This is a genomic window from Streptomyces sp. MS06 (assembly GCF_047200655.1).
Classification (GTDB): Bacteria; Actinomycetota; Actinomycetes; order Streptomycetales; family Streptomycetaceae; genus Streptomyces.
Genome location: NZ_JBJZOJ010000029.1, coordinates 56,764 through 80,248, shown reverse-complemented (window position 1 = coordinate 80,248; position 23,485 = coordinate 56,764). Strand labels below are relative to the sequence as shown.

Annotated in this window: 18 protein-coding genes and 1 pseudogene; 10 read left to right on the top strand and 9 right to left on the bottom strand. The window is 73.9% G+C overall.

Features of this window, described 5'->3' with window-relative positions; genetic code table 11:
- Window positions 1–60: 60 nt before the first annotated feature.
- Window positions 61–3,036 carry a LuxR C-terminal-related transcriptional regulator gene (locus ACL02U_RS17750; protein WP_412791819.1) on the top strand — a complete coding sequence of 992 codons (2,976 nt, stop codon included), beginning with the start codon at window positions 61–63 and terminating at the stop codon, window positions 3,034–3,036.
- 311 nt (window positions 3,037–3,347) lie between these two features.
- Here ACL02U_RS17750 and ACL02U_RS17745 read toward each other — a convergent pair whose 3' ends face one another.
- The 6 genes from ACL02U_RS17745 to ACL02U_RS17720 all read right to left on the bottom strand — a co-directional run bounded on the left by ACL02U_RS17745 (window position 3,348) and on the right by ACL02U_RS17720 (window position 11,018).
- The gene (locus ACL02U_RS17745) at window positions 3,348–5,105 is read right to left on the bottom strand and encodes an ABC transporter ATP-binding protein (RefSeq protein WP_412791818.1); all 1,758 of its coding nucleotides are present in this window, start codon (window positions 5,103–5,105) and stop codon (window positions 3,348–3,350) included.
- On the bottom strand, window positions 5,090–7,057 hold the full coding sequence (locus ACL02U_RS17740; RefSeq protein ID WP_412791817.1) for an ABC transporter ATP-binding protein: 1,968 nt from the start codon (window positions 7,055–7,057) through the stop codon (window positions 5,090–5,092). The genes ACL02U_RS17745 and ACL02U_RS17740 overlap by 16 nt, the downstream gene beginning before the upstream one ends.
- A 90-nt stretch (window positions 7,058–7,147) precedes the next feature.
- Complete coding sequence (locus tag ACL02U_RS17735) at window positions 7,148–7,285, bottom strand: ALQxL family class IV lanthipeptide (RefSeq protein WP_412791816.1); 138 nt, start codon at window positions 7,283–7,285, stop codon at window positions 7,148–7,150.
- A 65-nt stretch (window positions 7,286–7,350) separates the two neighbouring features.
- The gene (locus tag ACL02U_RS17730) at window positions 7,351–7,473 is read right to left on the bottom strand and encodes an ALQxL family class IV lanthipeptide (protein WP_412791815.1); all 123 of its coding nucleotides are present in this window, start codon (window positions 7,471–7,473) and stop codon (window positions 7,351–7,353) included.
- Between the two features lie 79 nt (window positions 7,474–7,552).
- Window positions 7,553–10,372, bottom strand: coding sequence for a class IV lanthionine synthetase LanL (gene lanL, locus ACL02U_RS17725; RefSeq protein WP_412791814.1), 2,820 nt, complete (start codon window positions 10,370–10,372; stop codon window positions 7,553–7,555).
- A gap of 157 nt (window positions 10,373–10,529) precedes the next feature.
- A complete protein-coding gene (locus ACL02U_RS17720; protein ID WP_412791813.1) occupies window positions 10,530–11,018 on the bottom strand; it encodes an ATP-binding protein in 489 nt (162 codons plus the stop codon).
- Window positions 11,019–11,162: 144 nt separating this feature from the next.
- Here ACL02U_RS17720 and ACL02U_RS17715 point away from each other — a divergent pair, with 144 nt between their 5' ends.
- The 3 genes from ACL02U_RS17715 to ACL02U_RS17705 all read left to right on the top strand — a co-directional run bounded on the left by ACL02U_RS17715 (window position 11,163) and on the right by ACL02U_RS17705 (window position 13,371).
- A complete protein-coding gene (locus ACL02U_RS17715) occupies window positions 11,163–12,068 on the top strand; it encodes a helix-turn-helix domain-containing protein (RefSeq protein ID WP_412791812.1) in 906 nt (301 codons plus the stop codon).
- Window positions 12,065–12,262 (top strand): DUF397 domain-containing protein, encoded by a 198-nt coding sequence (locus ACL02U_RS17710; protein ID WP_412791811.1) that lies wholly within the window; start codon window positions 12,065–12,067, stop codon window positions 12,260–12,262. Before ACL02U_RS17715 ends, ACL02U_RS17710 begins: the two co-directional genes overlap by 4 nt.
- A gap of 383 nt (window positions 12,263–12,645) precedes the next feature.
- Entirely contained in the window at window positions 12,646–13,371 is a 726-nt protein-coding gene (locus ACL02U_RS17705) for a hypothetical protein (RefSeq protein WP_412791829.1), read from the top strand.
- 81 nt (window positions 13,372–13,452) lie between these two features.
- Here ACL02U_RS17705 and ACL02U_RS17700 read toward each other — a convergent pair.
- Window positions 13,453–13,941, bottom strand: a pseudogene (locus ACL02U_RS17700) (TetR/AcrR family transcriptional regulator); the annotation flags it as partial.
- A 190-nt stretch (window positions 13,942–14,131) separates the two neighbouring features.
- On the opposite strand from ACL02U_RS17700, the gene ACL02U_RS17695 reads away from it, so the two are divergent.
- From ACL02U_RS17695 to ACL02U_RS17685, 3 genes are all read left to right on the top strand, one after another.
- Window positions 14,132–15,934, top strand: a complete 1,803-nt coding sequence (locus ACL02U_RS17695; protein WP_412791810.1) for an alkaline phosphatase family protein — start codon at window positions 14,132–14,134, stop codon at window positions 15,932–15,934.
- A gap of 120 nt (window positions 15,935–16,054) precedes the next feature.
- Window positions 16,055–16,891 carry an alpha/beta fold hydrolase gene (locus tag ACL02U_RS17690; RefSeq protein ID WP_412791809.1) on the top strand — a complete coding sequence of 279 codons (837 nt, stop codon included), beginning with the start codon at window positions 16,055–16,057 and terminating at the stop codon, window positions 16,889–16,891.
- Window positions 16,884–17,447: a TetR/AcrR family transcriptional regulator gene (locus tag ACL02U_RS17685; RefSeq protein WP_412791808.1), complete on the top strand. Its 564-nt coding sequence runs from the start codon at window positions 16,884–16,886 to the stop codon at window positions 17,445–17,447. Before ACL02U_RS17690 ends, ACL02U_RS17685 begins: the two co-directional genes overlap by 8 nt.
- A 171-nt stretch (window positions 17,448–17,618) precedes the next feature.
- Here the strand turns inward: ACL02U_RS17685 and ACL02U_RS17680 are convergent, their stop codons facing one another.
- Entirely contained in the window at window positions 17,619–18,449 is an 831-nt protein-coding gene (locus tag ACL02U_RS17680) for a helix-turn-helix transcriptional regulator (protein ID WP_412791807.1), read from the bottom strand.
- A gap of 297 nt (window positions 18,450–18,746) precedes the next feature.
- Between ACL02U_RS17680 and ACL02U_RS17675 the strand changes: the two genes are divergently transcribed.
- From ACL02U_RS17675 to ACL02U_RS17665, 3 genes are all read left to right on the top strand, one after another.
- On the top strand, window positions 18,747–19,526 hold the full coding sequence (locus ACL02U_RS17675; protein WP_412791806.1) for an SDR family NAD(P)-dependent oxidoreductase: 780 nt from the start codon (window positions 18,747–18,749) through the stop codon (window positions 19,524–19,526).
- Between the two features lie 242 nt (window positions 19,527–19,768).
- The gene (locus ACL02U_RS17670) at window positions 19,769–19,942 is read left to right on the top strand and encodes a hypothetical protein (protein WP_412791805.1); all 174 of its coding nucleotides are present in this window, start codon (window positions 19,769–19,771) and stop codon (window positions 19,940–19,942) included.
- A 99-nt stretch (window positions 19,943–20,041) separates the two neighbouring features.
- Complete coding sequence (locus ACL02U_RS17665; RefSeq protein WP_412791804.1) at window positions 20,042–20,560, top strand: hypothetical protein; 519 nt, start codon at window positions 20,042–20,044, stop codon at window positions 20,558–20,560.
- Between the two features lie 379 nt (window positions 20,561–20,939).
- Here the strand turns inward: ACL02U_RS17665 and ACL02U_RS17660 are convergent, their stop codons facing one another.
- Window positions 20,940–23,216, bottom strand: coding sequence for an FUSC family protein (locus tag ACL02U_RS17660; RefSeq protein WP_412791803.1), 2,277 nt, complete (start codon window positions 23,214–23,216; stop codon window positions 20,940–20,942).
- Window positions 23,217–23,485: the final 269 nt, after the last annotated feature.

Genomic DNA, 23,485 nt, shown 5'->3' with positions numbered 1-23,485 from the left:
GAACCGGCGGCGGTGCCGCCGGGGAGCGGGCCGCACCCCGAGAGGATCACGTTGTCCCAGATGAGACGTACAGCCATGCCCGCCCCGGTGACGGTCGAGGAGGTGGTCGGCGCCTGCCTGGACGGTGCGTCCCTGCTGGTGGACGTCGTCGGTGAACCCGGCAGCGGCAGGACCCGCTGGCTCGGTGAACTCGCCGCCCACGCGCGCCGTCGCGGGCTGCTCGTCGCGGACGGACTGCAGGCGGCCCCGCCGGGCCGCGGCGTGGTGCGCTGCCTCGACGATCTGGACCGGGCCGGACCGCAGACGGCGCAGCCGTTGCGAAGGCTGCTGGCCGCGCGCCCGTCCGCGCCGACGGTGATCACGTACACGGCGTCGGACGGCCAGCCGCCGGCCTGGCTGATGTCCTGCCTCGCCGGGGCGCACGAAGCGTTCCGGACCCGCCGGATCCCGGTCGGGCCGCTGACCCGGGAGGCCTTCGCCGCCCGGCTCCCGCCCGGCACGGGACCGATGCGTGAGGCCCTGCTGTACGAGCTGAGCGGCGGCGTTCCCGGCTGGCTCGGCCTGCTGGACTCCCTGACGTCGCGGGAGTTGCGGGAGTGGGCGACCGGCGACGCGCCGCCGGGCATGATCGCCCTGCCCGCCCACTGCCCCCCGCTGCGCGAACTCGCCGCGCTGGCACCGGAGCAGGTCGAGGTGGCCCGCTGCGCCGCGGTGCTCGGCGATCCGTTCGCCCCCTCTCTGCTGGCCGCCCTCACCGGCCGCGGGACACCGGCGGTGCTGGCCGTGCTCGACGAACTCGTGGCGTGCGATCTGGTCCGCGCGGTCGAGGGCGGGGCGCCGCTGTTCCGCTTCCGCCACCCGCTGCTGCGCACGCTGCTGTACTCCGGTACACCTCCGGGGCGGCGCATCAGCGCGCACGCGAGAGCCGCGGAGGTGCTGGGCCGGATCGGCGCACCCCTCGTGCAGCGCGCACCCCACCTGGCTCGGTCGGCCGAGCAGGGCGACCGGCGGACGGCGGGCCTGCTGGCCCGCGCGGCGCAGGACGTGCTGGACACGCGGCCGGCCACGGCGGCGTCCTGGCTGCGGGCCGCCCTGCACATCCTGCCCGAGGACCCCGAGGACCCCGAGGACCCCGAGGACCCCGAGCTCTCCGGGGACCACGAGCTCTCCGAGGACCCCGAAGGCTCCGCAGAGGCCTCCGGGGGCTCCCCGAGCCCCGGAGGCGCCCACGGCCCCGAAAGCCCCGAGGACCTCGAAGGCCCCGGCGACGCGGCCCCCGGCCGCGCCGGGCCCGGCGAGCAGTTCCGCACGGCGGCGCTGCTCCACCACGCGGCCGAGCGCACCGGGCAGTACGACGAGTGCCGGCGCCTGCTGCCCCGCCTGCTGGAGGCCGCGGAGCACGGCGCCACGTCCGTGCCCCGTTCCGGGGGACTCCTCGACCGGGCCCTGATCGTGGACCTGCACGCCCGGCTCGACTTCGGCCTGGGGCGCCGCCGCTCCGCGCGGAACCTGGTGGACGCCGAGCTGGCCCCGACCCGGCGCAACGGCGACCACGGCGACCACGGCGACCACGGCGACCACGGCGACCACGGCCAGCGTCTCCTGCGGATGCGGAGGGCCGCGATGGCCGCGGCCGAGGGGGACCTGTCGACCGTCCTCGACCAGGTGTACCGGACGCTGCGGCACTCCCCCGGCACGCCCGACGTGCTGCACATGGACGCCGCGGCCACCCTCGCCCTGGCCGCGGCGACGACCGGCGAGACGCCGGAACCCCCGGATCCCGGGGGTTGCGCCGCCCCGGACGCTCCGACGCACCCCGGCGACCGGCCCTTCCCGGGGCCCGGCCGGGCGAGCGCCGCCGGTGCTCCCGGGACCGCGGAGGCCGTACGGACGGCCGACGCGCTGAGCGACTCCGCGCTGGCCGGCAGGCTCGACGCCGTCGCCCGCCTGGGCTGGGCCCTCAACCTGGAGGAGCGGTACCCGGACGCGCTGCGGCTGTTCACCCGCGCACTGGGAATCGCACGGCGCACGGGTCGCGTCGCCGCACTGCCCCCGCTGCTGCTCGGCCGGGGCTTCGGGCATGCCGCGCTAGGCGGGCTGTCCGCCGCGCTGCGCGACAGCCACGAGGCGGAGGAGACCGCCGATGTGCTCGGCGACGCCGGGCGTGCCGGCTGGGCGCGGTTGCTGCGCGCCTGGATCACCTTGTGGTGCGACGGCCCGGACGACGCCGCCGCGCTCGCCGACCGGGTTCTGCGGCAGCACCCGGGCCCCGGGGCGCTGCGGGAGACGGCGGCCGGTGTACTGGGGTGGATCCGTCTGGCGCAGGGGCGCCCCGAGGAGTGTCTCGAGTCGGTGCTGCCGGCTGCCCGGAGCGGGGAGCGGCCGCCGGCGGCCGGAACACGGGTGCTGTGGTGGTCGGCGGCGGCCGCGGCCGCGTCGGAGACCGGCCGGGCCGCCGCCGCCCGGGAGTACTCGGCGCTGGCCGCCGACGCGGCGGCCGCCTGCCGGACGGCGGGGGCACGGGCCGAGGTGCTGCGCGCCCGGGCCCGGCACATGCCGGACGAGGCCGCCGCAGGGCTGCTCTCCGCCGCGGCGGAGCTGTCGGCCGGGGCCGGCCTGGCCGCCCTGGAGTGCCGGCTCCGCCTCGAACTGGCCCGGCGGTGGGTGGCGGCGGGCCGGCTGGAGGACGCCGCCGCCGAGGCGGGCCGGGCGAAGGAGTCGGCCGAGCGCATGGGCGCCCGCTGGCTGCACGGCCTCGCCGTGGACACGCAGCGCAGGATCGGGGCCTGCCGGCCGCGTCGGACGTCCGCGCCGGACGGTCCCCGGAGTCCGGTCGGGGAGGTGCTGTCGGCGCGGGAGGAGCAGATCCTCGACATGGTCTGCCGGGGAATGTCCAACAAGGAGGTGGCCGGTGAGCTGTTCGTCTCCGTCAAGACCGTCGAGGCGCATCTGACCAGGATCTTCCGCAAGACGGGCGCTCGTTCGCGGGCATCCCTGGTGGCCGCCTTCGCCACCGCTCGGCCCGCTCGGGTGTGACTGCGCCCGCTGGGGCGGGGCCGGCGCCGCGTCTCGGGCCGGCCCCGCTCCGGCGCGCCCGGGCCCCACCGGGCCGCTCCCCCTCGGGCGCCCGGCTCGCGCCGGCCCCCGCTGCCGTCCCCGCGTCCTCGCCCCGCCGCCGGACGGGCACGGGTCGCGCCCCGGGAGCGCCGGGTTCCGGCGGCGCTCCCGGGGCGCAGGGTTCCGGTCCTCGTCCCGGCGCCGGCGCGGACGCACCGCGCGCGCGTCTTCCGGAGGACCGGAACACGCGCGCTCCCCTCCGGCCGCGGCCGTCCGCGCCTGACGCCCGCTCAGAGGGCCGGAGCCGGGAGGGGGGCGTCCCAGTGGCCGACGAGGGCGGCGTACCCCGGGTGGGTGGCGAGCAGCTCGGTGTGGCTGCCGAACGCGTGTCCCTCCGCGTCCAGGATGAGCACCCGGCCGGCCCGGGCCGCGCTGCTCAGCCGGTGGGCGACCACGATCAGAGTGCCCGGGCGGCGGGCGAAGGCCGCCTCCACGGCGGCTTCGGCGGCGGGATCCAGGTGGCAGGTGGCCTCGTCCAGGATCACCAGCCGGGCGGGCGAGGCGTACACCCGGGCCAGTGCGATCAGTTGGCGCTCACCGCTGGACAACGTGCCGGTCGGGTCGGTGAGTTCGGTGTCATATCCGCCGAGCCGGGCCACCAGCGGGCCCAGGCCGACCGCGGCCGCCGCCCGGTCCAGCGCCTCGTCGCGGGCGTCCGGCGCCAGGTAGGCCACGTTCTCCCGGAGGGTGCCGGGGAAGACGTAGGCCTCCTGGGGCACCAGGGCGACCAGAGCCGCGCGCTCGGCCTCGGGCAGCTCGGCCATCGCCCGCGCACCGAGGGCGATCCGCCCCGCGTCCGGCTGCCCGATCCCGGCCAGCAGTCCGGCGAGCGTCGACTTGCCCACACCGCTGGGTCCGACCAGGGCGAGGTGGCCGCCCCCGGGCAGGGTGAAGGTCACGTCGCGCAGGACGGGTGCGGAGTGCGGACCGTAGGCGAAGGTGAGGCCGCGCACGGTGAGTTCCGCGTCGGAGGGGCGGGCGGTTCCCCCGGCCGGCCCGGCTGTTCCGGGGCGGGCGGAGGTGGCCGCCAACCGGGCGGCCAGCACCCGGAGCTGGCTCCAGTAGCCGGCCACCGCGCCGGTCATGTGCTGGAGGGCCGGGATCAGGTACGCGGTGACATAGCTGACCGCGCCGATCACCGCGCCCGGCGACAGTGTCCCCTGGCGCACCAGGGACGGCCCGGCGAGCAGCAGGCCGAGTACCGGGAGCTGGCCGCCGAGCAGGATCACCGGGACGCGGAGCGCGTTCGCCCAGGCCACGGTGGTGGCGGCGCGAACCGATGCGTCGGCCGCCCGGTGCACCTCGGCTTGTGCCTCGCGGCCGGCTCCGAGGGCGGCCACGTCGCGCGCCGCCCCGACCACCGAACCGGTGGCCGCGGCGACCCGCTCCTCGGCGAGCAGGTAGGCGGCGCGGCGCCGGGTGAGGGTGCGCATCGCCGGGACGAAGACCGCCACGGCCACCAGCAGCGGAACGGCGACCATGACCGCGATCCGCAGGTCGAGGGAGGCCAGTCCGATCAGCGCGGCCAGCAGGTTCACCGCGAGCGGCAGTGCCGTGCGCAGCAGCGCGGAGACGGTGCCGCGCACCGCGTCCACCTGGCTGCTCAGCCTGGTCACCCCGGCGGCGTCGGGGCCGGCGCCGGGCAGTCCCTCGTACACGGCCCGGCGCAGCGCCCCGCGTACCACCCGGCGTACCAGTTCGTCCCGTATCGGTTCGACGATCGCGGCCAGCGGGTCGAACACCGCCCGCTGGGCCGCCGCGCGCGCGCCGTAGAGTGCGGCGATCCCGATCAGCCAGCAGATGCCGACGGCCGGCCGGCCGGCCAGGAAGCCCCGGTCGAGGGCCGCCGCCAGGATGCGGCCGGAGGCCAGCGCGGGGGCCGCCTGGACGGCCGACCAGCCCAGCGCCCGGACGAGCGACCGCCGGGAACCGGCCGACACCTCCTGCAGGAGCCGCAGCCCCGGGTCGCCCTTCACGATGTCCGGCATGCCGCCGCCTCCCTGCCCACGTCGTCACCCGTGTCTTCGTTCACGGCGTCGCGCACGGCGCCGTTCATGCCGCCGTTCACGGCGTCGTTCACGGCGTCGCCCACGGCGTTCTCGGCCCTTCGGACGCCGTCCGCGATGCCGTCCGCGGCGCCGTCCGCGATGCCGTCCGCGGCGAAGACCGCCCGGTAGGCCGGATCCCGCCACAACTCGGCGTGCGTACCGCGGGCCCGGACGCGGCCGCCGTCCAGCCACACCACCTGGTCGCACCGGGCGGCGGTGGCCACCCGATGGGCCACCACGATCCTGGTGCGCCCGGCGAGCGCGCCGGTGACCGCCGCGCTGACCTCCGACTCGGTGACGGTGTCCAGGCCCGAGGTGGCGTCGTCCAGCACGTAGACGCGGGCCGCTCGGGCCAGGGTTCGGGCCAGGCCGAGCCGCTGGCGTTCGCCGCCCGACAGGGGCACCCGCTCCAGCGGGGTGTCGTAGCCCTCGGGCAGCCTGCGGATGAAGCCGTCCGCCGCGGCGGCCCGCGCGGCTTCCTGCACGACGGCGTGGGACAGCCCGGGCCGCCCGTAGCCGATGGCCTCGCGCACGGTGCCGCCGAGCAGCGCGGGCCGCTCGAAGGCGTACGTGACCGCGGCCCGCAGCGGGTCCTGCGCCAACTCCCGTACGGGGCGGCCGTCGAGCAGCACCTCGCCCTCGTCCGGGTCGGCGAGCCGGCCGGGGAGCCCGGCGAGCACGCTCTTGCCCGAGGCCGTGCGGCCGACGAGCGCCACGCAGGCACCGGCCGGGATGTCCAGGTCGATCCGGTCCAGCACCGCCGCCCCCTCGGGCTGCTCGGCAGCCGCCGCTGGTGGGCGCTCGGTGCCCGGCGCTGTCGCCGACCGCTCGGGGCCGGGCGACCGGGCCGCCCGGACGGTGACCCCGCGGAGGGACACCGCGCCCTCCCCCGGCCCGGGGGCCTCTGTCCCGTACCGGACGCCCGCGTGTGCGAAGGTCCCGGCGAGACGCCCGGCGGCGGCGCGCGCCTGGGCGAGGGTGAAGAACACGTCGATCTGCTGCACCGCGGGGAAGGCGAGCTGCAGGTAGCCGGCGACCGCCACCAACGCGCCGGGCGAGAGCCGCCCGTCCACGACGCCGAGGCCCGCCACCCCGAGCACCAGTGCCTCGGTCAGCGACAGCAGCAGGCCGAACTGCCACACGGTGCCCTTCTGCAGCCGCCACATCGAGTACCCGGCGTCGGACACCTCCCGCAGCGGCACGAGCACCCGGTCCGTCTCGCGGTCCAGCGTCCCGGACGCCCGGATGGTCCGGGCCCCGCGGAGCGCGGCCAGCAGCCGGTCGGCGATCCGTGACTGGGCGGCCAGGTATCGGCCCTGGACCCGCGTCACCCGTCCCACGAAGCGCCGGGCGATCAGCACCGTCAGGGGGACGGCGAGCAGGAACGCGAGCCCGCAGCGCCAGTCCAGCCACCACAGCGAGGCGACCGCGGCTGCCGAACCGGCCACCGTCACCCCCCAGTCGGCCACCGCGACGGGCAGCGCCCCGGCCTGTTGGGCGGCCTGGGTGACCTGGGTGACGGCCTCGCCGGCCGGCACCGGCGAGCGCCCGCCCAGGCCGAGCAGATGGCCCACCGTGCGCAGTTGGAGCCAGCGCGTCCCGTACGCGGCGCAGGATGTGGCGAGCGGCGCCATCAGTGTGTCGCAGACGGCGGCGCCCGCCATCACCGCTCCCCAGGTCAGTGCCGGGCCGGCGCCGCTGCGGCCGTGCAGGACCGCGTTCACCGCGGCGGCCAGCAGGGTGGGCAGGGCGAGCGCGGCGGCGGTACGCAGCAGCATCAGGGCGACCAGCAGGGACAGCCGTCCGCCGGTGTGCCGTACGGCCCCGGTCAGCAGTCGGCCCGCACCCGGCGGGCGGAGGCCGCTCCCCGGCCCCGGTTCTTTCCTCGTCACGACATCGTCTCTCTTCCCCTCCGCCGCACGGACGTCCCCCGGGTACGCGGGAGGGGTGCCGGTACTGGCCCGGCACCCCTCCCGTTCCCGCTAGTTGGAGACCGTGCAGGACTCTCCGCAGGTGTTGCCGGTGCCGCAGGTGGGACCGCCGCAGGTGTCCGTGTTCAGCAGCGACGTGGTGTCGCTGTCGGACGGCAGCACCTGGAGGGCGTCGAGGTCGCGTTCCATCGCGTGCCTCCTCTCTGTGTGGTGGTTGTGGTGGGTCTAGGTGTGCTTCGGTGCGGTGCTCGGGGTCACCAGCCGGTCAGCAGGCAGGTGTCCCGGCAGGTGTTGTCGGAGCAGGTCCAGGTGCACTGCATCTCGGTGGTGTCCTGTCCACCGGGCAGCGCCTGCAGGGCGTCGAGGTCGCGTTCCATCGGTTTCTCCTCTCGGGGTGGGTGCACTACAGGGCGGCCGCGTGCCGTACGGGCGCGCGGACGGGTTTTCCCTCCGCGGTCAGGGGCGGTCCGCCATCCAGGGGCGGGGTCCGCCGTGGTCGAGCCGCAGGAGGAAGCTGATGACGCCGGCCGTTCCGGTCTGGTAGCCGGCGGTGAAGGCGGTGGAGCTCTCGTCCGGGACGATGCGGAGGCCGCCCAGGACCGCGTGCCGTGCGTAGAGCACGGTGGCCAGGTCCTCGGACCAGGCGCGGTAGGGGCCGTCCGGTCGGGCCTCGGCGAGGTCCAGCAGGAACTCGCCGTCCCCGGCGAGGCCGTGGCAGACGGCGGTCGGGGAGGTCCAGGCGGCGGCGCGGACCGCCTGGGCCGCCTCCTGTGCGAGCACGAGGTGGCGTTCCTCGCCGGTGGCCTGCCACAGCCGCAGCAGGAAGGTGCCGACGCCGGAGGAGCCGCTGCACCAGTGGTGGATCAGCCCGGTTCCCGGCTTCTCCTCCACGTCGGAGCGCCAGCGGGTGCCGACCGGACCGCGTTCCGCCTCGGCCGCCAGGGTGTCGCCGGCCGCCACCGCGAGGTCCAGGGCCGCCTGCTGCCCGGTCGCGTCGGCCGCGGCCAGCAGGAACGCGCCGATCCCGGCGACGCCGTGCGCGAACCCGAGGTGCCGGATGCCCGCCAGCTTGGAGTCGAAGTCCGGGGGCACCTGCCAGATCACCCGGTCCGCGGTGCGGTCGGCGGCCCCGACCAGGGCCTCGGCGCACTCGGCGACCCGGTCCAGGAACTCCTGCCGCCCGGTGGCCTGCCAGAACTTCAGGTGGGCGAGCCCGGAACCCGCGGCTCCGTGGCAGATGTCCGGGTTGGGCCACACCACCGGGAGCGAGAGCGCGAGGTCGCAGGCGTGCGCGGCGAGCGTGTCGTCGCCGAGGTGCCGGGCGGTGTCGTGGAGCGCCCAGGCGGTGCCGGCGCGGCCGAAGTAGAGGCCGGGCAGCAGTCGCGGCACGGCCGTACGGCGACGGTCGATCCAGTCCGCGACGCACCGGACGGCGTCCCGCAGCTCCGGACGGTCCAGGGCCCGGTCGGCCCGCACCAGCGTGCCGAGCACGCCGGCCGCGCCGTACTGCACGTTGCACGGGTCGGTGCCGTCCCCGAAGGCGCTGCCGGACCACAGGCGCCGGGTGGCGGGGCTCTCGGGGTCGGCCATGTCGCCCAGCAGGTAGGTGAGGCCGTCGTCGACCAGTCCGGCGCGGATCTCCCGGCATGCGGTGGGGCGGTCGGGGCGACCGCCGAGGAGCCAGGCCGGGACCGGCGCGGTCTCCGTCCGGGCCGCTTCTCCGGAACCGTCCGCGGCAGCCCCCGCCTCCGTACCGGCGGCCGTTTCCGCGGCCCCGGGTGTCCCGGCCGCCCTGGGTGCCGCGGGCTCCCCGGGTGTCCCGGCGGCCGCGTCCGCGAGGAACCCGGCCAGACGGGTCAGCGTCCAGCGGTCCGCGGGCTGTTCGGCCATCAGGCCGAGGATCGCCGGGGCGAGCAGCCGGGCGGCCGGGCGCTCCTCGCCGACCAGGGAGAGCACCAGGGCGATGCGCTCCCCGGCCGGGCGGCCGCCGGGGACGGGGTCCGGCAACTGCGGGTCGTCCGGCGCGAAGGACGGCGGTATCCCGGTGGCCAGGAAGAACAGCACGGCGCCGAGGGCGTAGCGGTCGACCTCCGTGCCGTGTGCGGGCCCGGTCCGCGGCTCCGCGATCTGCTCGGGCGCGCCGAAGCCGGGGGTGTAGACGCGCAGGGTGCGGGTGCCGGGGGTGGTGGCCCACTCCGCGTCGATCAGCACCAGCCGGCCCTCGGGCGTGACCATGATGTTGTTCGGTGTGAAGTCCTGGTAGACGATGCCGCGCCGGTGCACCTCGTCGAGCAGGGACCGCAGCTTCTCCGCCAGCGCCAGCGCCTGCGGGACGGGCACGAACGCGGCGTCGGCCCGCCGTTCGGCGACCCAGGAGGCGAGCGTCTGCCCGGGCACCAGGCTCTGCACCAGGAAGGCGTGGCCGTCCTGCTCGAAGGAGTGCACGGGCTCGGCGCCGACCCCGGTGAGCGGGGTGAGGTTGGCCGCCTCCCGGCGCAGGCTGGCCCGGGCGTCCTCGCCGGTCACGTTCACCGCCACGTGCGCGCGGGCCTGCTTGACGATGACCTCGGCGCCGGTGCGCTGGTCGAGCGCCCGGTACACCCCGCCGCGGGCGGAGTGCCGGATCGCCTCCCGTACGACGAACCGGTCCGCCAGCAGCACCGGCTTGGCGCTCTGCGCGGCGGCGGGACGGCCCGGGTCGCCGGGGAACGGAAGCTCCGCCCAGGGCGGCGGGCTGAACCAGGCCTTGCGCTGGTCGTCCACCAGCGTGCCGTCCGGGGCCTGCAGGCGCACGTCGAAGGAGCCGTCGTTGCCCAGCACCCGTACGCCGCTGAAGCCGCCGTAGCGGTAGTGGACCAGGCCGCCCTTGCGGTAGGGGCGGTCGGAGAGAACGGCCGGGCCGGGCAGTCCGGCGGTCGCGTCGTCCAACCGTGCGGCGAGTTCCCGCAGTTGGTCGTCGTCCCGCGGGTACACGGTGATGATCTTGCCGCACTGGGCGCGGTCGTAGTTGCCGGAGGTCATCTCCTCGACGGTCCGCAGGTCCCGGGCCGTCTTGAAGGCGCACCCGGCTCGGACCAGTACCCCGGCGGCCCGGTGCACCACCTCCGGCGCGGACAGGCGGGTCGCCGAGAGGTGCAGCTTCCACCCCTGTACCCGGGACTCGTGCTTCGGAGGAGTCACCCGGCACCAGACGCCGTCCTCCTCGACCTGCCAGTCTTCTTCGTCCAGCGCGGTGAGCACGGAGCGCACCACGTCCCCCAGAGAAAAGGTGAGCACGAGAACCCACTCCCAACGCCCGACCGACGGAGCCGGACGCCCGGCTCTCGAACGCCTCCACTCTCGCCCCGGCCGACGTCGCCCAGCATTGGGGAAACCCCTCGGACCGCCCCCGTCGGGGTTGTCCGGGGGGACCGGGGCGGCACGCGGCACCCGTTCACGCGGGCGTACCGAAGGCCCACTCGGCCCACACCGTCTTGCCGGGGCCTCCGGACCGCGGATACCCGCCCCAGCGGGTGGCGAGCGCCGCGACGAGGAGCAGTCCCCGGCCGCCGGAGTCCTCGGCGCCGGGGGGACGCAGTGCGGACGGGTCCGGTGGCACGCGCTCGGTACGGGTGTCGGTGACCTCGATCCTGACCGTGCGGGAGGACGCGAGCGCGTGCAGACGCAGGTGGAAGTCGCGGCCGGGGACGTGGCCGTACCGTACGGCGTTGGCGGTCAGCTCGCCGACCATCAGCACGATCTCCTCGTGCGGAGCGGTGCCGTACGGGACGCCCCAGGTGTTCAACCGGTGCGAGGCCATTCGGCGGGCGAGGCGGGCACCGCGCGGGGTGGAGGTGAACCGCATCTCGAAGGTGTGGCCCGGAGGGGCGCCGGCGCCGGCGGGACGGGAGATGCCGGTGGGGCCGGGGAGTTGACTCGTCATGCCGACGACGATGCCGCCGGTCGCGTAGCGTGACCAGTGGTGACGCACCGACGCGATCCGATGTACGCGGCGCGGTGGCACGGGTACGAGTTGCGCGGCGTGACGAGTCCGCCGGGACGGCGTTGGGGCAGGGAGGCGAGGGCGATGGCGGTGACCGGGGAGACGGACGGAGGGGCGGAGGTCGTGGGGACGGAGGTCGTGGGGACGGAGGTCGTGGGGGCGGAGGATTCGGGGCAGGCCACGGCGGACACCTCCGGTCAGGCCGTGATCGTCGCGTTCGGGCAGACCCTCAAGACACTGCGGGTGCGGGCGGGCCTGGAACGTGAGGAGTTCGGGCGGCGCATCGGCTACTCGGCGTCCACGATCGCGTCGTACGAGCAGGGGCGGCGGATCCCGTCCCCCCGGACCATCGAGCGGGCGGACGAGGCCCTGGACGCGGGCGGGCTGCTGACGGTGTGGAAGGAGCAGGTGGAGCGGGCCCAGTACCCGGTGTTCTTCCAGGGGATGGCGAAGCTGGAGAAGGAGGCCGTTGAACTGCTGGCGTACGACACCCACGTACTCAACGGCCTGCTCCAGACTGAGGAGTACATGAGGGCGGTGCTGGGCATGCGCCGTCCGGTGCTGGACCAGGAGACCGTCGAACAGCGCGTGGTGGCCCGCATGGCCCGGCAGGACATCTTCAGCCGGTGGCCCGCACCACTGCTGAGCTTCGTGCTCGAGGAAGCGGCACTGAGGCACCCGTGGGGCGGCAAGGCCGTCCACCGGGGTCAACTGGAACATCTGCTTCTGATCGGCGAGAAGCAGCACGTCGAGCTACAGGTCATGCCGACGGAACGCGAGTGCAACGCCGGCGTGGACGGCGCGTTCACCGTAGTCACCCGCAAGGACGGAATGAGGTTCGTCTACACCGAAGTTCAGGGAACCAGCGCACTCCAAACCGAGCCGGAACAGACGACTCTCGCCTCCGCCCGCTATGGGATCATCCGATCGCAGGCTCTCCCATCACGAGAGTCATTCGACTTCGTGGAAAGGTTGCTGAGATCACTATGAACAGCTCTGAGTCCTCAGCCATCGCACCCGGTCTCGCTTGGTTCAAGAGCAGTTACAGCGGAGCTGAGGGTGGTCAGTGCGTCGAGGTCGCGGCCGGCACGGGGGAGGTGCACGTCCGGGACTCCAAGGTCGCATCAGGATTCGTCATCCGGGTGTCGCGTGAGGCGTGGGCGGGGTTCGTCAAGCAGGCCTGACGACACACACGAAGCCGAGTGCCCTGCCGCCCCCTCGGACGGCAGGGCACTCGCATGCCGCCACCCCGGCAGCCACCGGCTCCGCCGTGCGCACGGCCACGGCTCCGACGGCGCGGGGATGAGCTCAGATAAATGACCAAATCGAAAAGAGCCCGCACACGTTCACCTGAGCTGATGCGGCAACTCGGCTTTCAAACCAGGTGCGGGCGTGATGATCCCGACACGGAAAGCTGCGACGAACCCATTCGCGGCCCGGCGCTGGTTCGGCATGGTGGTCGGCGCACGTCCCGATGATCCCGCCGAGGGGAGGGGTGCGGGTCCTTCACGGACGGCGCTGACCACGCCGCCATGACCATCGTGATCACACCAGCATTGGGGGAAAGATGAACTTGTTCCGCCGCACCGCGGCATCCGTACTCGCCACCGGCGCGCTGCTGTTCGCCGCTGTCCAGCCCTCGCACGCCGCGCCCGCGGAATCCGGGACCGCCGCCGCGGCCACGCCGGCCGCGGCGACCGCCACGCAGGTCGGACCGGTACGGATCACCGTCCAGGGCTTCGGCTCCGGCCCCGACAACGTCGCCTACCAGCTCGCCTTCGCCACCGCGTACCACCAGGCCGCCCAGTACGGATTCTCGTCCGGCCAGTGCCGGGTCACCTTCGGCCCCGTGCACCTGCTGTACCTGCCCAGCGGATTCGGGCAATGGGCGCTGGAGCTCACTTGCTCGGGCGAGCCCGCGGTGACGTCCTCGACCCGTGACCTCACCCGCTACAACGACGGCACCGACCACCGCAGCACCACCTGGAACGTGCCGTCGAGGTTCAACAAGGAAGGTGTCCTCGGCAAGCTCCTCATGAAGCCCGCGTCCGGCACCCGGCCGCTCTACATGTGCCAGGTCGGCAAGGACACCTTCACCTCGATGGACGTCAACTGCGAGGGCCAGAAGTATCTGACCCGCCTGGGCTGGATCTACCGCACGAAGCCCTCCGGCGTCTCGACCCGGCCGATCAAGCGCTGCACCGTCCTGGGCAGCGGTGAGCACTTCGACTCCGTCAACATGCAGTGCGAGGGCCAGCACCAGGAGGGCATCCTGGGCTACGCGCTCACCTGACCGTCCTGCTCGGGTTCGCCCCCGCCCGCGGGCGGGGGTCAACCCGACCGACCCCCTCGCCACGCCGCCCTGGTCGCCCGATGGAGCCGGTGGGTCGGCGCGAAGGCCGTCGAGGAGCAGGGCGAGGGGGCGGAGCCAGGCATTCGGGGCGACCGCGGTGAGCGCGGGTACAGCCCTGCCCAGTGCCGCCAGGGTGAGGAGCAGGTCCTCGGTGGTGAGGTCCGGGCGGATGGCGCCCTGCTCCTGTCCGCGCCGGAGCAACTCGCCGACCGTTTCGCGGTTGTGGGCGTGGATCGCCTCCAGGGAAGTGACGCCTTCGAGGTTCGTGGTCATCAGGTCGTTGGCGCCGCGGTCTGCGGGGCCCGTGAACACTGTTCACAGGTACTGCGCCGGCCCCGTCCATGCGTCGTGGGCGGTTCGTGCTCGTTCGCCGGCTGCCGTGGTCTCCGTGAGCGCGTCCCGGAAGACCTCGTCGACGAGTGCGGCGCGGGTCGGGAAGTGGCGGTAGAGGGTGGCGTTGCCCACGCCCGTCCGCCGGGCGATCGCATCGAGCGGGGCGTACCGTCTCATCAAGTCTGCACAAATTCACCGAACTTGTCTGGTCAAGTTTGGCCTTCATTCTTCCCGTCGACGCCGACGGCCGGTACTTATGTCCCGTCCATGACATCAACCGTGCTCACTGACTGAGCACTTCGCGTGAGCACCACACGTGACACCCGACGGGCACCACCCCTCACGACGGACGAGGTACACCATGCGTATGCGCCGGAGCGCCCTGGGCGGTTTGCTCGCCCTGCTCGGCACCCTGATCGTCACCACCCCGACCCCCGCCCAGGCGGCGGTGAGCAGCGGAAACCTGATCGTCAACGGCGATGCGGAGGCGGGCGGCTTCTGCACCGACGACTGGAGTGCGGCCACCGCGGTGCCCGGCTGGACCGTGCAGTCGGGCGGCCTGGACGTGATGTGCCACTCGGTCGCCTCCTTCGGTCACCCCGGCGACGGCGACACACCCGGCAAGGCCTTCTTCGCGCCGGGCGACTTCGGGGACGGCTCGATGAGTCAGAGGGTCGACGTCTCCTCCGCGGCCGCCGCCATCGACGGCGGCGGCGTGCACTACGACCTGTCCGGCTGGCTCGGCGGCTGGACCGTCTACGGCGGGTACGTCGCCGTCGGCCTGCACTTCCAGGACGCGAACGGAAACCCCGTCGGCGCGACCGCCGACCTGCCCACGGTCTCCGCCACCGACCGCGGTCTGCACACCGAGTTCCTCGCGCGCAGCGCCACCGGCACGGTCCCGGTCGGCACCCGGCACATCCAGGTCGAGGTGCAGTTCCTCGACACCTCCAGCGAGACCGGATACCTGGACAATCTGTCGCTGACCCTGGACACCCCGGTCGCCGCACCGGCGCCGCCGGCCCCGCCGGTCTCTAAGGTCCCCGGCTACGACCACGTGTTCATGGTGATGATGGAGAACACGGACTACTCCGAGATCATGAACGATCCGGCGGACACGCCGTTCATCCACAGCCTGATGTCCGAGGGCGCGACGATGACGGACGCCCACGCGGTCTACCACCCCAGCGACGAGAACTACCTGGCCGTCGCGGGCGGCGACACCTACGCCCACGGCGCGACCTACTGGCCGGACATCAACTCCCCCGAGCGCAACCTCGGCGACACCGTCGAGGCCGTCGGCAAGACCTGGAAGGCGTACGAGCAGGGCATAGGCAGCCCGTGCAACGCCGGCAAGGGAGGCGCCGACAGCTACTACGAGCCCGACGACGCCCCGTTCATCAACTACACCGACATCAGCGGCGACGCGGCCCGCTGCGCGGCGCACCTGTTCGACACCACGCAGCTCACCACCGACCTGCAGTCGGCCGCGACCACGCCGAACTTCTCCTGGATCGCCGCGGACGACTACTACGACGGCGAGGCCTCCGGCAACGGCAGCGCCAAGAGCCTGCGGACGCAGGACGGCTGGCTGCGGCAGACGCTCGCGCCGGTCATGTCCTCCCCCGCCTGGACCCGGCAGCGCTCACTGATCCTGCTCACCTGGGACGAGAGCGCGGGCGAGGGCTACGACCACGTCGCCACCGTCGCGGTCGGCTCGCAGGGCACCGTACCGGCCGGCACCACCAGTCCCCGCCACTACGACCACTACGGCATCGGCCGCACCATCGAGGACGCCCTCGGACTGCCCGGCCTGACCGCGAACGACACCTACGCGACCCCTCTGAACGACGCGTTCGCACCGTCCACCGCGACGTCCCCGACGCTGACCGGCGACCTGGACGCGGTGCGCGACGGCGGCAACGTCACCCTCCGCTACTCGCTGCCGTCCACGGCACAGGTCGGCGCGAAGAACTGGATCGGCATCTACCCGGCGGGAGTGAAGCCGGGCGCGCAGTCCTCGCTCACCTGGGCCTACACCCCGAACCGGAGCGGCGCGGCCACCTTCTCCACCGGCAAGCTGAACGGTGCCGGCAGCTACGACGCCTACTACCTGGCCGACGACGGCTACGGCGTACTCGCCGGACCGTTCCGCCTGACCGTCGGCTGACTCCACCGCGCGGACCCCGCCTGCACGGCCCGGCCCAGCGGGCCCCGGACGCGGTCGTTGACAGATTCGGCTAACAGCATTAGCTTTAAGCTAACAACGTTAGCCGAACTGGAGAGCGTCATGACCGAGTACCTCGCCGTCGACGGCGGCACGATCGCCTACGAGGTGGCCGGATCCGGCCCGCTGATCGTTCTCGCGCACGGCATGGGCGACAGCCGCGCCGCGTACCGCGCCCTGGGCCCGCGGCTGGTGGCGGCGGGACACCGGGTCGCCACGGTCGACCTGCGCGGCTGCGGCGAGTCCAGCGTGGGCTGGCCGGCATGGAGCCGCACCGCCGTAGCCGGAGACCTGCTCGCCGTGATCCGCCACCTGGGCGGCCCGGCGGTGCTCGTCGGCCATTCCCTCTCCGGCGGCGCCGCCACCATCGCCGCGGCCCGCGAGCCCTCACTGATCAGCGCCGTCGTCGAGCTGGCGCCGTTCACCCGCAAGCAGTCGATCCGCCTCGGCGACCTGCGGGTGAAGCGGTTCCGGCAGGGCATGCTGCGGTTGCTCGGCGCGGGCGTGTTCGGCAGCGTGCCGCTCTGGCGTTCGTACCTCGACCTCGCCTACCCCGGTGTGAAGCCGGACGACTGGGCGGAGCGGCTCGACCGCGTCGGCTCCCTGCTGCGCGAGCCGGGCCGGATGAAGGCCCTGCAGGGCATGGGCCGCAGCGCACCCACCGACGCGGGCGCGCAGCTCGGAAACGTCCGCTGCCCGGTCCTGGTCGTCATGGGCACCCTCGACCCCGACTGGGCCGACCCGCACGCCGAGGGTTCGGCGGTCGTCGACGCCCTGCCGTCCGGCCTCGGCCGCCTGGAGATGATCGAGGGCGCCGGACACTATCCGCACGACCAGTTCCCCGACCAGGTGGCCGCCCTCATGCTCCCCTTCCTCCGCTCGGCCGGCGCTCATGCCTAGGGCCGGCCTGGACCCCGCGGCCGTCGTCGCGGCCGGGGCCGCACTCGCCGACCAGGTGGGCCTCGCCAACCTCACGATGGGGCGGCTGGCCGAACGGGTGGGCGTGCGCACCCCGTCCCTGTACAAGCACGTGGGCAGCCAGGAGGACCTCAACCGGCGCATCGCGGCCCTGGCGCTGAACGAGGCGGCCGACGCCGTCGGAGGAGCGATCCAGGGCCACGCCGGCCGGGACGCCCTGGCGGCCGCGGCACGCGCTTTCCGCGCCTTCGTCGTGGAACACCCCGGCCGGTACGCCGCGACGATCGGCCTGGAGCCGTCCGGCCCCGACGATCCCCTGGCCGCCGCGGCACAGCGGCTGCTCGACGCGTTCACGGCGGTCCTGCGCGGCTACCGGATCCCGGAGTCCGCCCGGGACCACGCCCTGCGCACGCTCCGCAGCCTCTGCCACGGCTTCGCCACGCTGCAGGCCGACAACGCGTTCCAGTGGAGCGCCGACGTCGACGAGAGCTTCGAGTGGCTGATCACCTTCACCGACCGGGGCCTGCGCGCCATGTGAGCGATGCCGCCGTCGTCGAAAGCGCGCAGGGGGTGACGTCCTCCGAGGTGGCGAGAACCTTCGGTCAGCGGATCCGGCTTCCGGCCGCTTCCCCGGAACGGGACGGCACTCACGGAGTCAGGGGCCTGACGAACGCTCCGGGGCAGGGTGCGGCCGTCGGGGCGGGGGCGGTCATCCGGTCAGCAGTTGCGTCCCTATCACCGCCAGGAGTGCCAGACGGTCGGCGTCCTCGGTGCCGGGCCGGGCCGTGTACACCATGATGCGCAGGTCGCTGCCGGCGACACCGAGGACGTCGCAGTCCAGGGTCAGGGCGCCGACACGGGGGTGGTCGATGGTCTTCCGGGCGGCTTCGTGCTCGCCGACGGCGCCCGATGCCCACAGCGCGTCGAAGTGGGCGCTGCGGCGGCGCAGCTCGGCGATGAGGGACTGCAGGTGCGCGTCCTCGGGATAGCGGCCGGCGGTGCGGCGCAGGTCGGCGACCTGTGCTGCCAGGAACGCGCCCTTCGATTCCGTGGTGTGGCGCACCCGGCTGCGGGGGTTGAGGAAGTTGCGCCGGACCGCGTTGAGGTCGTCGCCGTGCCACTCCCCCATGAGCGCCGTGTAGAGGGGATTGGCGAGGAGTTGGTTCCAGGCCGCGTCGAAGACGGCGACCGGTGTGCCGGTCAGCCGGTCCAGCACGCGGTGCACACCGGGGGTGATGTGCTGCGGGACGGTGTCCGGGCCGGGTGGGGCGAGGCCTGCCAGACGGAAGAGGTGGTCCCGTTCGTCCCGGGTGAGTCGCAGGGCACGGGCCAGGGATGCGACGACCTGGGCCGAGGGCCTGCCGGCGCGTCCCTGCTCCAGCCGGATGATGTAGTCGGCGGAGACACCGGCCAGCTGGGAGAGTTCCTCGCGGCGCAGCCCCGCGGCACGCCTGCGCCCGCCCGGGGAGAGGCCGACCGCCTCGGGCGGCACGTGATCGCGCCACCGGCGCAGGGCCGCGCCGAGTTCCGTGGTCGCCATGTCCTCGATTGTGGCAAGAGAACGTTTGCCTGTCCTGGTAACGCCAGTCCCATGAAAACGCGTCTACTGGCTGGTCATGCGTTTCGCGCCGATCGTGGAGGCACGGCGGAAGCGCGCAGGCCCGCCCGTCCTCCGGTTCCCGGACCGCACGGGCGGAGCCGTCGGTGATCACGCCCTCGGTGACGACCGGCCAGAGGCCGTCACCGCGCCCTACCGCTCCGCACGCACCGGGCTCCGCCAGAGCCCGACGAGCCCCGACCCGGCCCCTCCGGCCACCGTTCGGAAGGAACAGCACTCATGAGCAAGCTCGCCCTCGTCACCGGCGCCACCTCCGGCATCGGCAAGGCATTCGCCGAACGCCTCGCCGCGGACGGCCACGACCTGATCATCGTCGGCCGCGACAAGGACCGCCTCGCGGAGTTCGCCGCCTCCCACCCCGAGGTCGGCGTCCGCACCGTTGCGGCCGACCTGTCCACCGACGTCGGCGTCGACACCGTGGCCGGGATCTGCGCCGACGAGCCGCTGACCATGCTCGTCAACAACGCCGGCGTCGCCCACTACATGCCGCTCGCCGAGCTGCCCGCCGACAAGGCCCGCGAACTCGTCCACGTCAAGGTGGTCGCCCCGACCATGCTCACCCGCGCCGCCGTCGCCGGTATGCGGGAACGCGGCGACGGAAAGATCATCAACGTGGCCGGGATGATCGCCTTCAGCGGTCCCGCCGACGGGTCCGTCATGCCCCGCCGCGCCGTCTACGCCGGCTCCCTGGCCCATCTGGTCACCATGTCCCAGACCCTCGGTGCCGAACTGGAGGGCACCGGAGTCCAGGTCCAGGTGCTGTGCCCCGGCGTCGTCGCCACCGAGTTCCACACCCGCCAGGGCATGGACCTGAGCGCCCTGCCCCGCATGTCCGCCGAGGACGTCGTCACCGCGGGCCTGCGCGGACTCGAACTCGGCGAAGTGGTCTGCGCCCCGGGCGTCGAGGACACCGGCCTGCTCGACGCCGTCTTCCGGGCGGATCTGGCCGCCTTCGGGGGACAGAGCCCGCAGCTCGCCTCCCGCTACCGGGCCGGCTGAACGAGCCCGGACGCACTGCCCCGGCCGGGGCACATGCGTGAGATCGGGACTTCCGCCTCGGCACGGCCGGCCGCCCTGCAGCGCGCCGCCTCGTGAGGACCCGGCCCTCGGCTCCGACGACACCCACAGCATCCTCGACCAGGCCTGCCGTTCTTGCGACGGCCACAGCCTCGTCCTCCGCCACACGGCGCTGTGTCCCGAGGCCGGGATCGAACGGTCCGGTTTCGGCCGTCCTGTAGATTTTGGCCGCTCGGTGCGGGGCGGCCTACCCCGGCCCCAGCACGATCGACCACCACTACTACTGGCTGGAGGTCGAGCACCCGGGCGGGACGTGGCGGAGCCGATGGCTGAACGGCAGGCAGGACATCAAGAACATCGTCCTGCTCCTCAGATTCATTCAGCGCCTGAAGTCCTAGACGAACAAGTCCGATGTCTGACGGTGTGCTGTTGGCGCCGCGGCATAATGATCAGCAGGGCGCTGTCGCGGAACGCCGATGCCTCAACGGGGAGTTGATATGCAGAGCACGAATGGTGAAGCCACCCTCTTCATAGCCTTGGTGTGTGTCGGCCTGGTGGTGCGTCGGCAGCTTCGCGCCCGTCCGGTGCGGCGATACGGCTCGCTGATCGGACCCGCGATCCTCGGTTCCCTCGGCGCCGTGGGGATCGCCATCGGTATCGCCTCGGTCGTCAAGTACCACGCGCTCTCCGTACCGTCCCTTGTCCTCTTGGTGGGGAGTCTGGGCGTTGCGGCGGCGCTCGGCGCGGTCAGAGCCCGGACCGTACAGGTCTGGTGTGGGCCCGAGGGAGAGGCGCTGCGCAAGGGTTCGGCGGCGACGACCGGACTATGGCTCGCCTCTGTAGGCGTACACATCGGTCTGGCCCTGTGGATCGACCACGCGGCCGGAGCCGGAATGCTGGGAACCGCGTCGCTTTACGCCTATCTGGCCTTCGGTCTGGGAACGCAGAACGTCTTGGTACGTGCACGCGCCGCCGCTCTGCGCCCCCGCGGCTGGAGCACGACTCCCGCCGCGTAGCTCGTTCAAAGGAGTGGGTTCCTTGCTCGACGGTGTGTCTGGGAACGTGAAGAGGGCGTCCAAGATCGTTGTGTGAGGAACGAGGACTTGGACGTCCTGCTGACGGGGGTAGCGGCCTGGTAGGTGGGGACGGTGTCCGCCGAGGCTGAGCATGGCGAGGGCGATCAGGGCTGCGGGCTCCTTGAAATCGTGGTGAACGCGAGCACAACGGGGATGGTCAACTCGGCAGACGACGGGTCGCCTTGCTCGTGACCGGCCTCAACAACCACATCACCGTTCCCGCCTCGGCTTCGGCTGTATGGCGCACCACGCGGCCCCCTTCGTTGAGCGGACAGTAGGCCACGTCCCTGATCAGCTCACACGACCCATCGGACAGGCCCTAGGTCCTCGGCGATCGGGGAGTGCCCTTCGAGGAGGGGCCGGGCGGAGAGGGGCCGGGCGGAGAGGGGCCGGGCGGAGAGGGGCCGGGCGCGGCGACGCGGTCCAGATCGGCCGAGAGCGACTTCAGCCAGGCCTCGGCGTCGTAGTAGACCGGCGAGGCGGGCCGGTCCTGCGGTCGGCCGTGAGCCGCCTCGCCGGGTGTCGGGCTCCGGGTGCGGGGCGGTGACGTGCCCGTGCCCGTGCCCTTGCCCGTGCCCTCGAGGAGACCGCCGACGGTGGCGAAGCGCTCGGCCAGCCCGCGGCCGTCCGTGTCGAGCGCCCCGGGCCACGCGGACGCGGGCGACCCGGCCCCGGCCGGGGAGCCCTCCGCCAGCAGGCTCCGGGACCCGCGCAGGGTGTGATGTCCGGCCATCAGCGCCGCGTGCCAGTCCACGCCCTCGGTCCCGGGTTGTTGCGGCTCGCTCTGGAACTGTGCGAAGGACGATTCCGCGAGGGTCAGGGCGCGGCGCAGCGACGGCAGGCCGCTCTGCCTCCCCGTCGCGCCGTGCGTGAGGGCCGACGTGGTCGATGCGATGGTGGAGCCGACGGCGCGGAGCAGGGCGGCGACATCGCGGCGGAGTTCCTTCTGCGCGCCGCGGGGCCAGGCGAGCAGTCCGAAGACCAGGCCGATCGAGCTGCCGACGAGGACGTCGAGGAAGCGGACCTCGGCCAGCTGCCAGGTGGAGGGTGCGAGCTGGGCGAAGACCACGGACACGACCAGGGTGAAGAGGCCCTGCGCCCAGCCCACGCCGTGGGTGGGCCCGAACCAGAACGCGGCCAGCATGATCACCGGCAGTGCCACGGCATAGGCCGCCGTGTCCCCGCTGACCAGTACCAGCATCGCGGCGGCGGCGAGCGCGCCCAGCAGGGTGCCGACGAGAGCCCGGGCCACGATCGCACCGGTCTGGGCGGCCGTGGTGCGGGTCAGGGTGAGGACGGCCAGCATGGCCCAGAATCCGTGGGGCAGGGAACCGAGTCCGGCCACGACACGAGCGGCCGCCAGCGCCAGGCTGAGGCGTACGGCGTTCTGGAAGTACACCGAGCGAGGGCTCAGATGCGCCCGGAGCCGATGCGCCCACAGGCGCGCCGTACTCTGCCCGGCGTACCAGAAGCCGCCGTCCCGCTTCTCGGCGGGCCCCGGACTCCGTCCCAGCGCGAGGTCGGCCGCCGCCGCGAGGGTCAGGGCGGCTCGGGCGGTCTCGATGAGCATCGCCTGACGGTCCATGATCTGGTCGACGGCTTCCGGCGACTCCCCGTGTGCCGCCACCGTGCGCCGCCGCCGGTAGACCGCCAAGGCTTCCTCGAGCCGTCCCGGTCCGGCCGGGCGGCCGGTACGCAGCGCGGCGGCCGTCCTCCGGGCCGACGCGGCCACCTCGTGCAGCAGTGCGAGGGTCTGCGGGTGGGGACCCCGCGGACCCGGTCCCGGCACCTCCTGCAGGCGGGCCAGCAGGACACGGGCGGCCATGCCGGTGTGAGCGAGCGCTCGCTCCCGCATCCCCGGTCCGGCCGGCCGCTCCGACTCCGGCACTCTCAGGGGGCGGAGCGTCTGACCGGCGGCCCGCGCCGCCGCGTCGGCTCCCTCCGACAGCGTCCAGGGCGGCCGGGTCAGCTCGGTCGCACAGCGCGCCGCGGTCGTGGCCGCGTCCGCGGACAGGTTCCGGTAGGAGGTGCCGGGCGGGTCGGGCAGCAGCACGGCTTCGGCGAGCACGAGCAGCAGGACGCCGAACGTCATCCCGCCCAGCCGTTCGTCCAGGGTCTGCGGAGCATAGGGAGGGAAGCACGGCAGGATGTAGAGCAGTTGCAGGCCGGGAGCCGCCCCGGCCGTCCGTGGCCCGGTCACCGCGGAGTACGCGACCAGGAAGCCGATCACCAGAATGCCCGCCGTCGCGGTCCAGGTGCTCACGGCGAGCAGCGTCCCGGCGGTGACGAGCAGCCAGCCGACCGGAAGGAGCCGGCCGATGGCGACGGCGCGCTGCCGCCCGGTGCCGGGAACGCGGGAGAGCCCGCCCATCGCCACCACCGCGAACAGGCCGTAGGTGGCGGTGACGGGCTCGTGCAGGCCGTAGAGGCCCGGGTAGAAGGCGCAGACGGCGGCAAGCGTCACCCGGACGGCCCGCCTGCCCGCGTACGCGGAGGCGGATGTGCCGTACCGCACGTCGGTGACGAGTCGGCGCAGGTGCGGGGCGGCGCCCTTACGCGCGCGGGCGGTACCGCCGGTAGCCGTCCCTGAGCCCATGATCAGTGGTATCCGGACCCACCGGCTGTTCGCCGGGCGTCGAGAGGCCGGGTTCCGGAGGACCCGAGCGCTTCTTCGAGGTCCGCTCGGCCGGGGCGCCCGCCGGTGAGATGCCGCGCGAACTGTGCCGACTCGCTCTCCAAGTCCGCCATGACATCAGCGTAACCCCGATCTTGCAGGGGGGCCGCCGTCGGCGGAGTCGGTGGCGGCCCTGCCCTGCCCCGGCAGCACGCCGTCCGCCCGGCCGCCCACTCCACGGCCACCGCCCT

What these genes read in the sequence shown, in the direction of transcription:
- ACL02U_RS17750 (WP_412791819.1), top strand. Translation starts at nt 61, where the DNA reads ATGAGACGTACAGCCATGCCCGCCCCGGTGACGGTCGAGGAGGTGGTC.
- ACL02U_RS17745 (WP_412791818.1), bottom strand. Translation starts at nt 5,105, where the DNA reads ATGCCGGACATCGTGAAGGGCGACCCGGGGCTGCGGCTCCTGCAGGAG.
- ACL02U_RS17735 (WP_412791816.1), bottom strand. Translation starts at nt 7,285, where the DNA reads ATGGAACGCGACCTCGACGCCCTCCAGGTGCTGCCGTCCGACAGCGAC.
- ACL02U_RS17730 (WP_412791815.1), bottom strand. Translation starts at nt 7,473, where the DNA reads ATGGAACGCGACCTCGACGCCCTGCAGGCGCTGCCCGGTGGACAGGAC.
- ACL02U_RS17720 (WP_412791813.1), bottom strand. Translation starts at nt 11,018, where the DNA reads ATGACGAGTCAACTCCCCGGCCCCACCGGCATCTCCCGTCCCGCCGGC.
- ACL02U_RS17715 (WP_412791812.1), top strand. Translation starts at nt 11,163, where the DNA reads ATGGCGGTGACCGGGGAGACGGACGGAGGGGCGGAGGTCGTGGGGACG.
- ACL02U_RS17710 (WP_412791811.1), top strand. Translation starts at nt 12,065, where the DNA reads ATGAACAGCTCTGAGTCCTCAGCCATCGCACCCGGTCTCGCTTGGTTC.
- ACL02U_RS17705 (WP_412791829.1), top strand. Translation starts at nt 12,646, where the DNA reads ATGAACTTGTTCCGCCGCACCGCGGCATCCGTACTCGCCACCGGCGCG.
- ACL02U_RS17695 (WP_412791810.1), top strand. Translation starts at nt 14,132, where the DNA reads ATGCGCCGGAGCGCCCTGGGCGGTTTGCTCGCCCTGCTCGGCACCCTG.
- ACL02U_RS17690 (WP_412791809.1), top strand. Translation starts at nt 16,055, where the DNA reads ATGACCGAGTACCTCGCCGTCGACGGCGGCACGATCGCCTACGAGGTG.
- ACL02U_RS17685 (WP_412791808.1), top strand. Translation starts at nt 16,884, where the DNA reads ATGCCTAGGGCCGGCCTGGACCCCGCGGCCGTCGTCGCGGCCGGGGCC.
- ACL02U_RS17680 (WP_412791807.1), bottom strand. Translation starts at nt 18,449, where the DNA reads ATGGCGACCACGGAACTCGGCGCGGCCCTGCGCCGGTGGCGCGATCAC.
- ACL02U_RS17675 (WP_412791806.1), top strand. Translation starts at nt 18,747, where the DNA reads ATGAGCAAGCTCGCCCTCGTCACCGGCGCCACCTCCGGCATCGGCAAG.
- ACL02U_RS17665 (WP_412791804.1), top strand. Translation starts at nt 20,042, where the DNA reads ATGCAGAGCACGAATGGTGAAGCCACCCTCTTCATAGCCTTGGTGTGT.
- ACL02U_RS17660 (WP_412791803.1), bottom strand. Translation starts at nt 23,216, where the DNA reads ATGGGCTCAGGGACGGCTACCGGCGGTACCGCCCGCGCGCGTAAGGGC.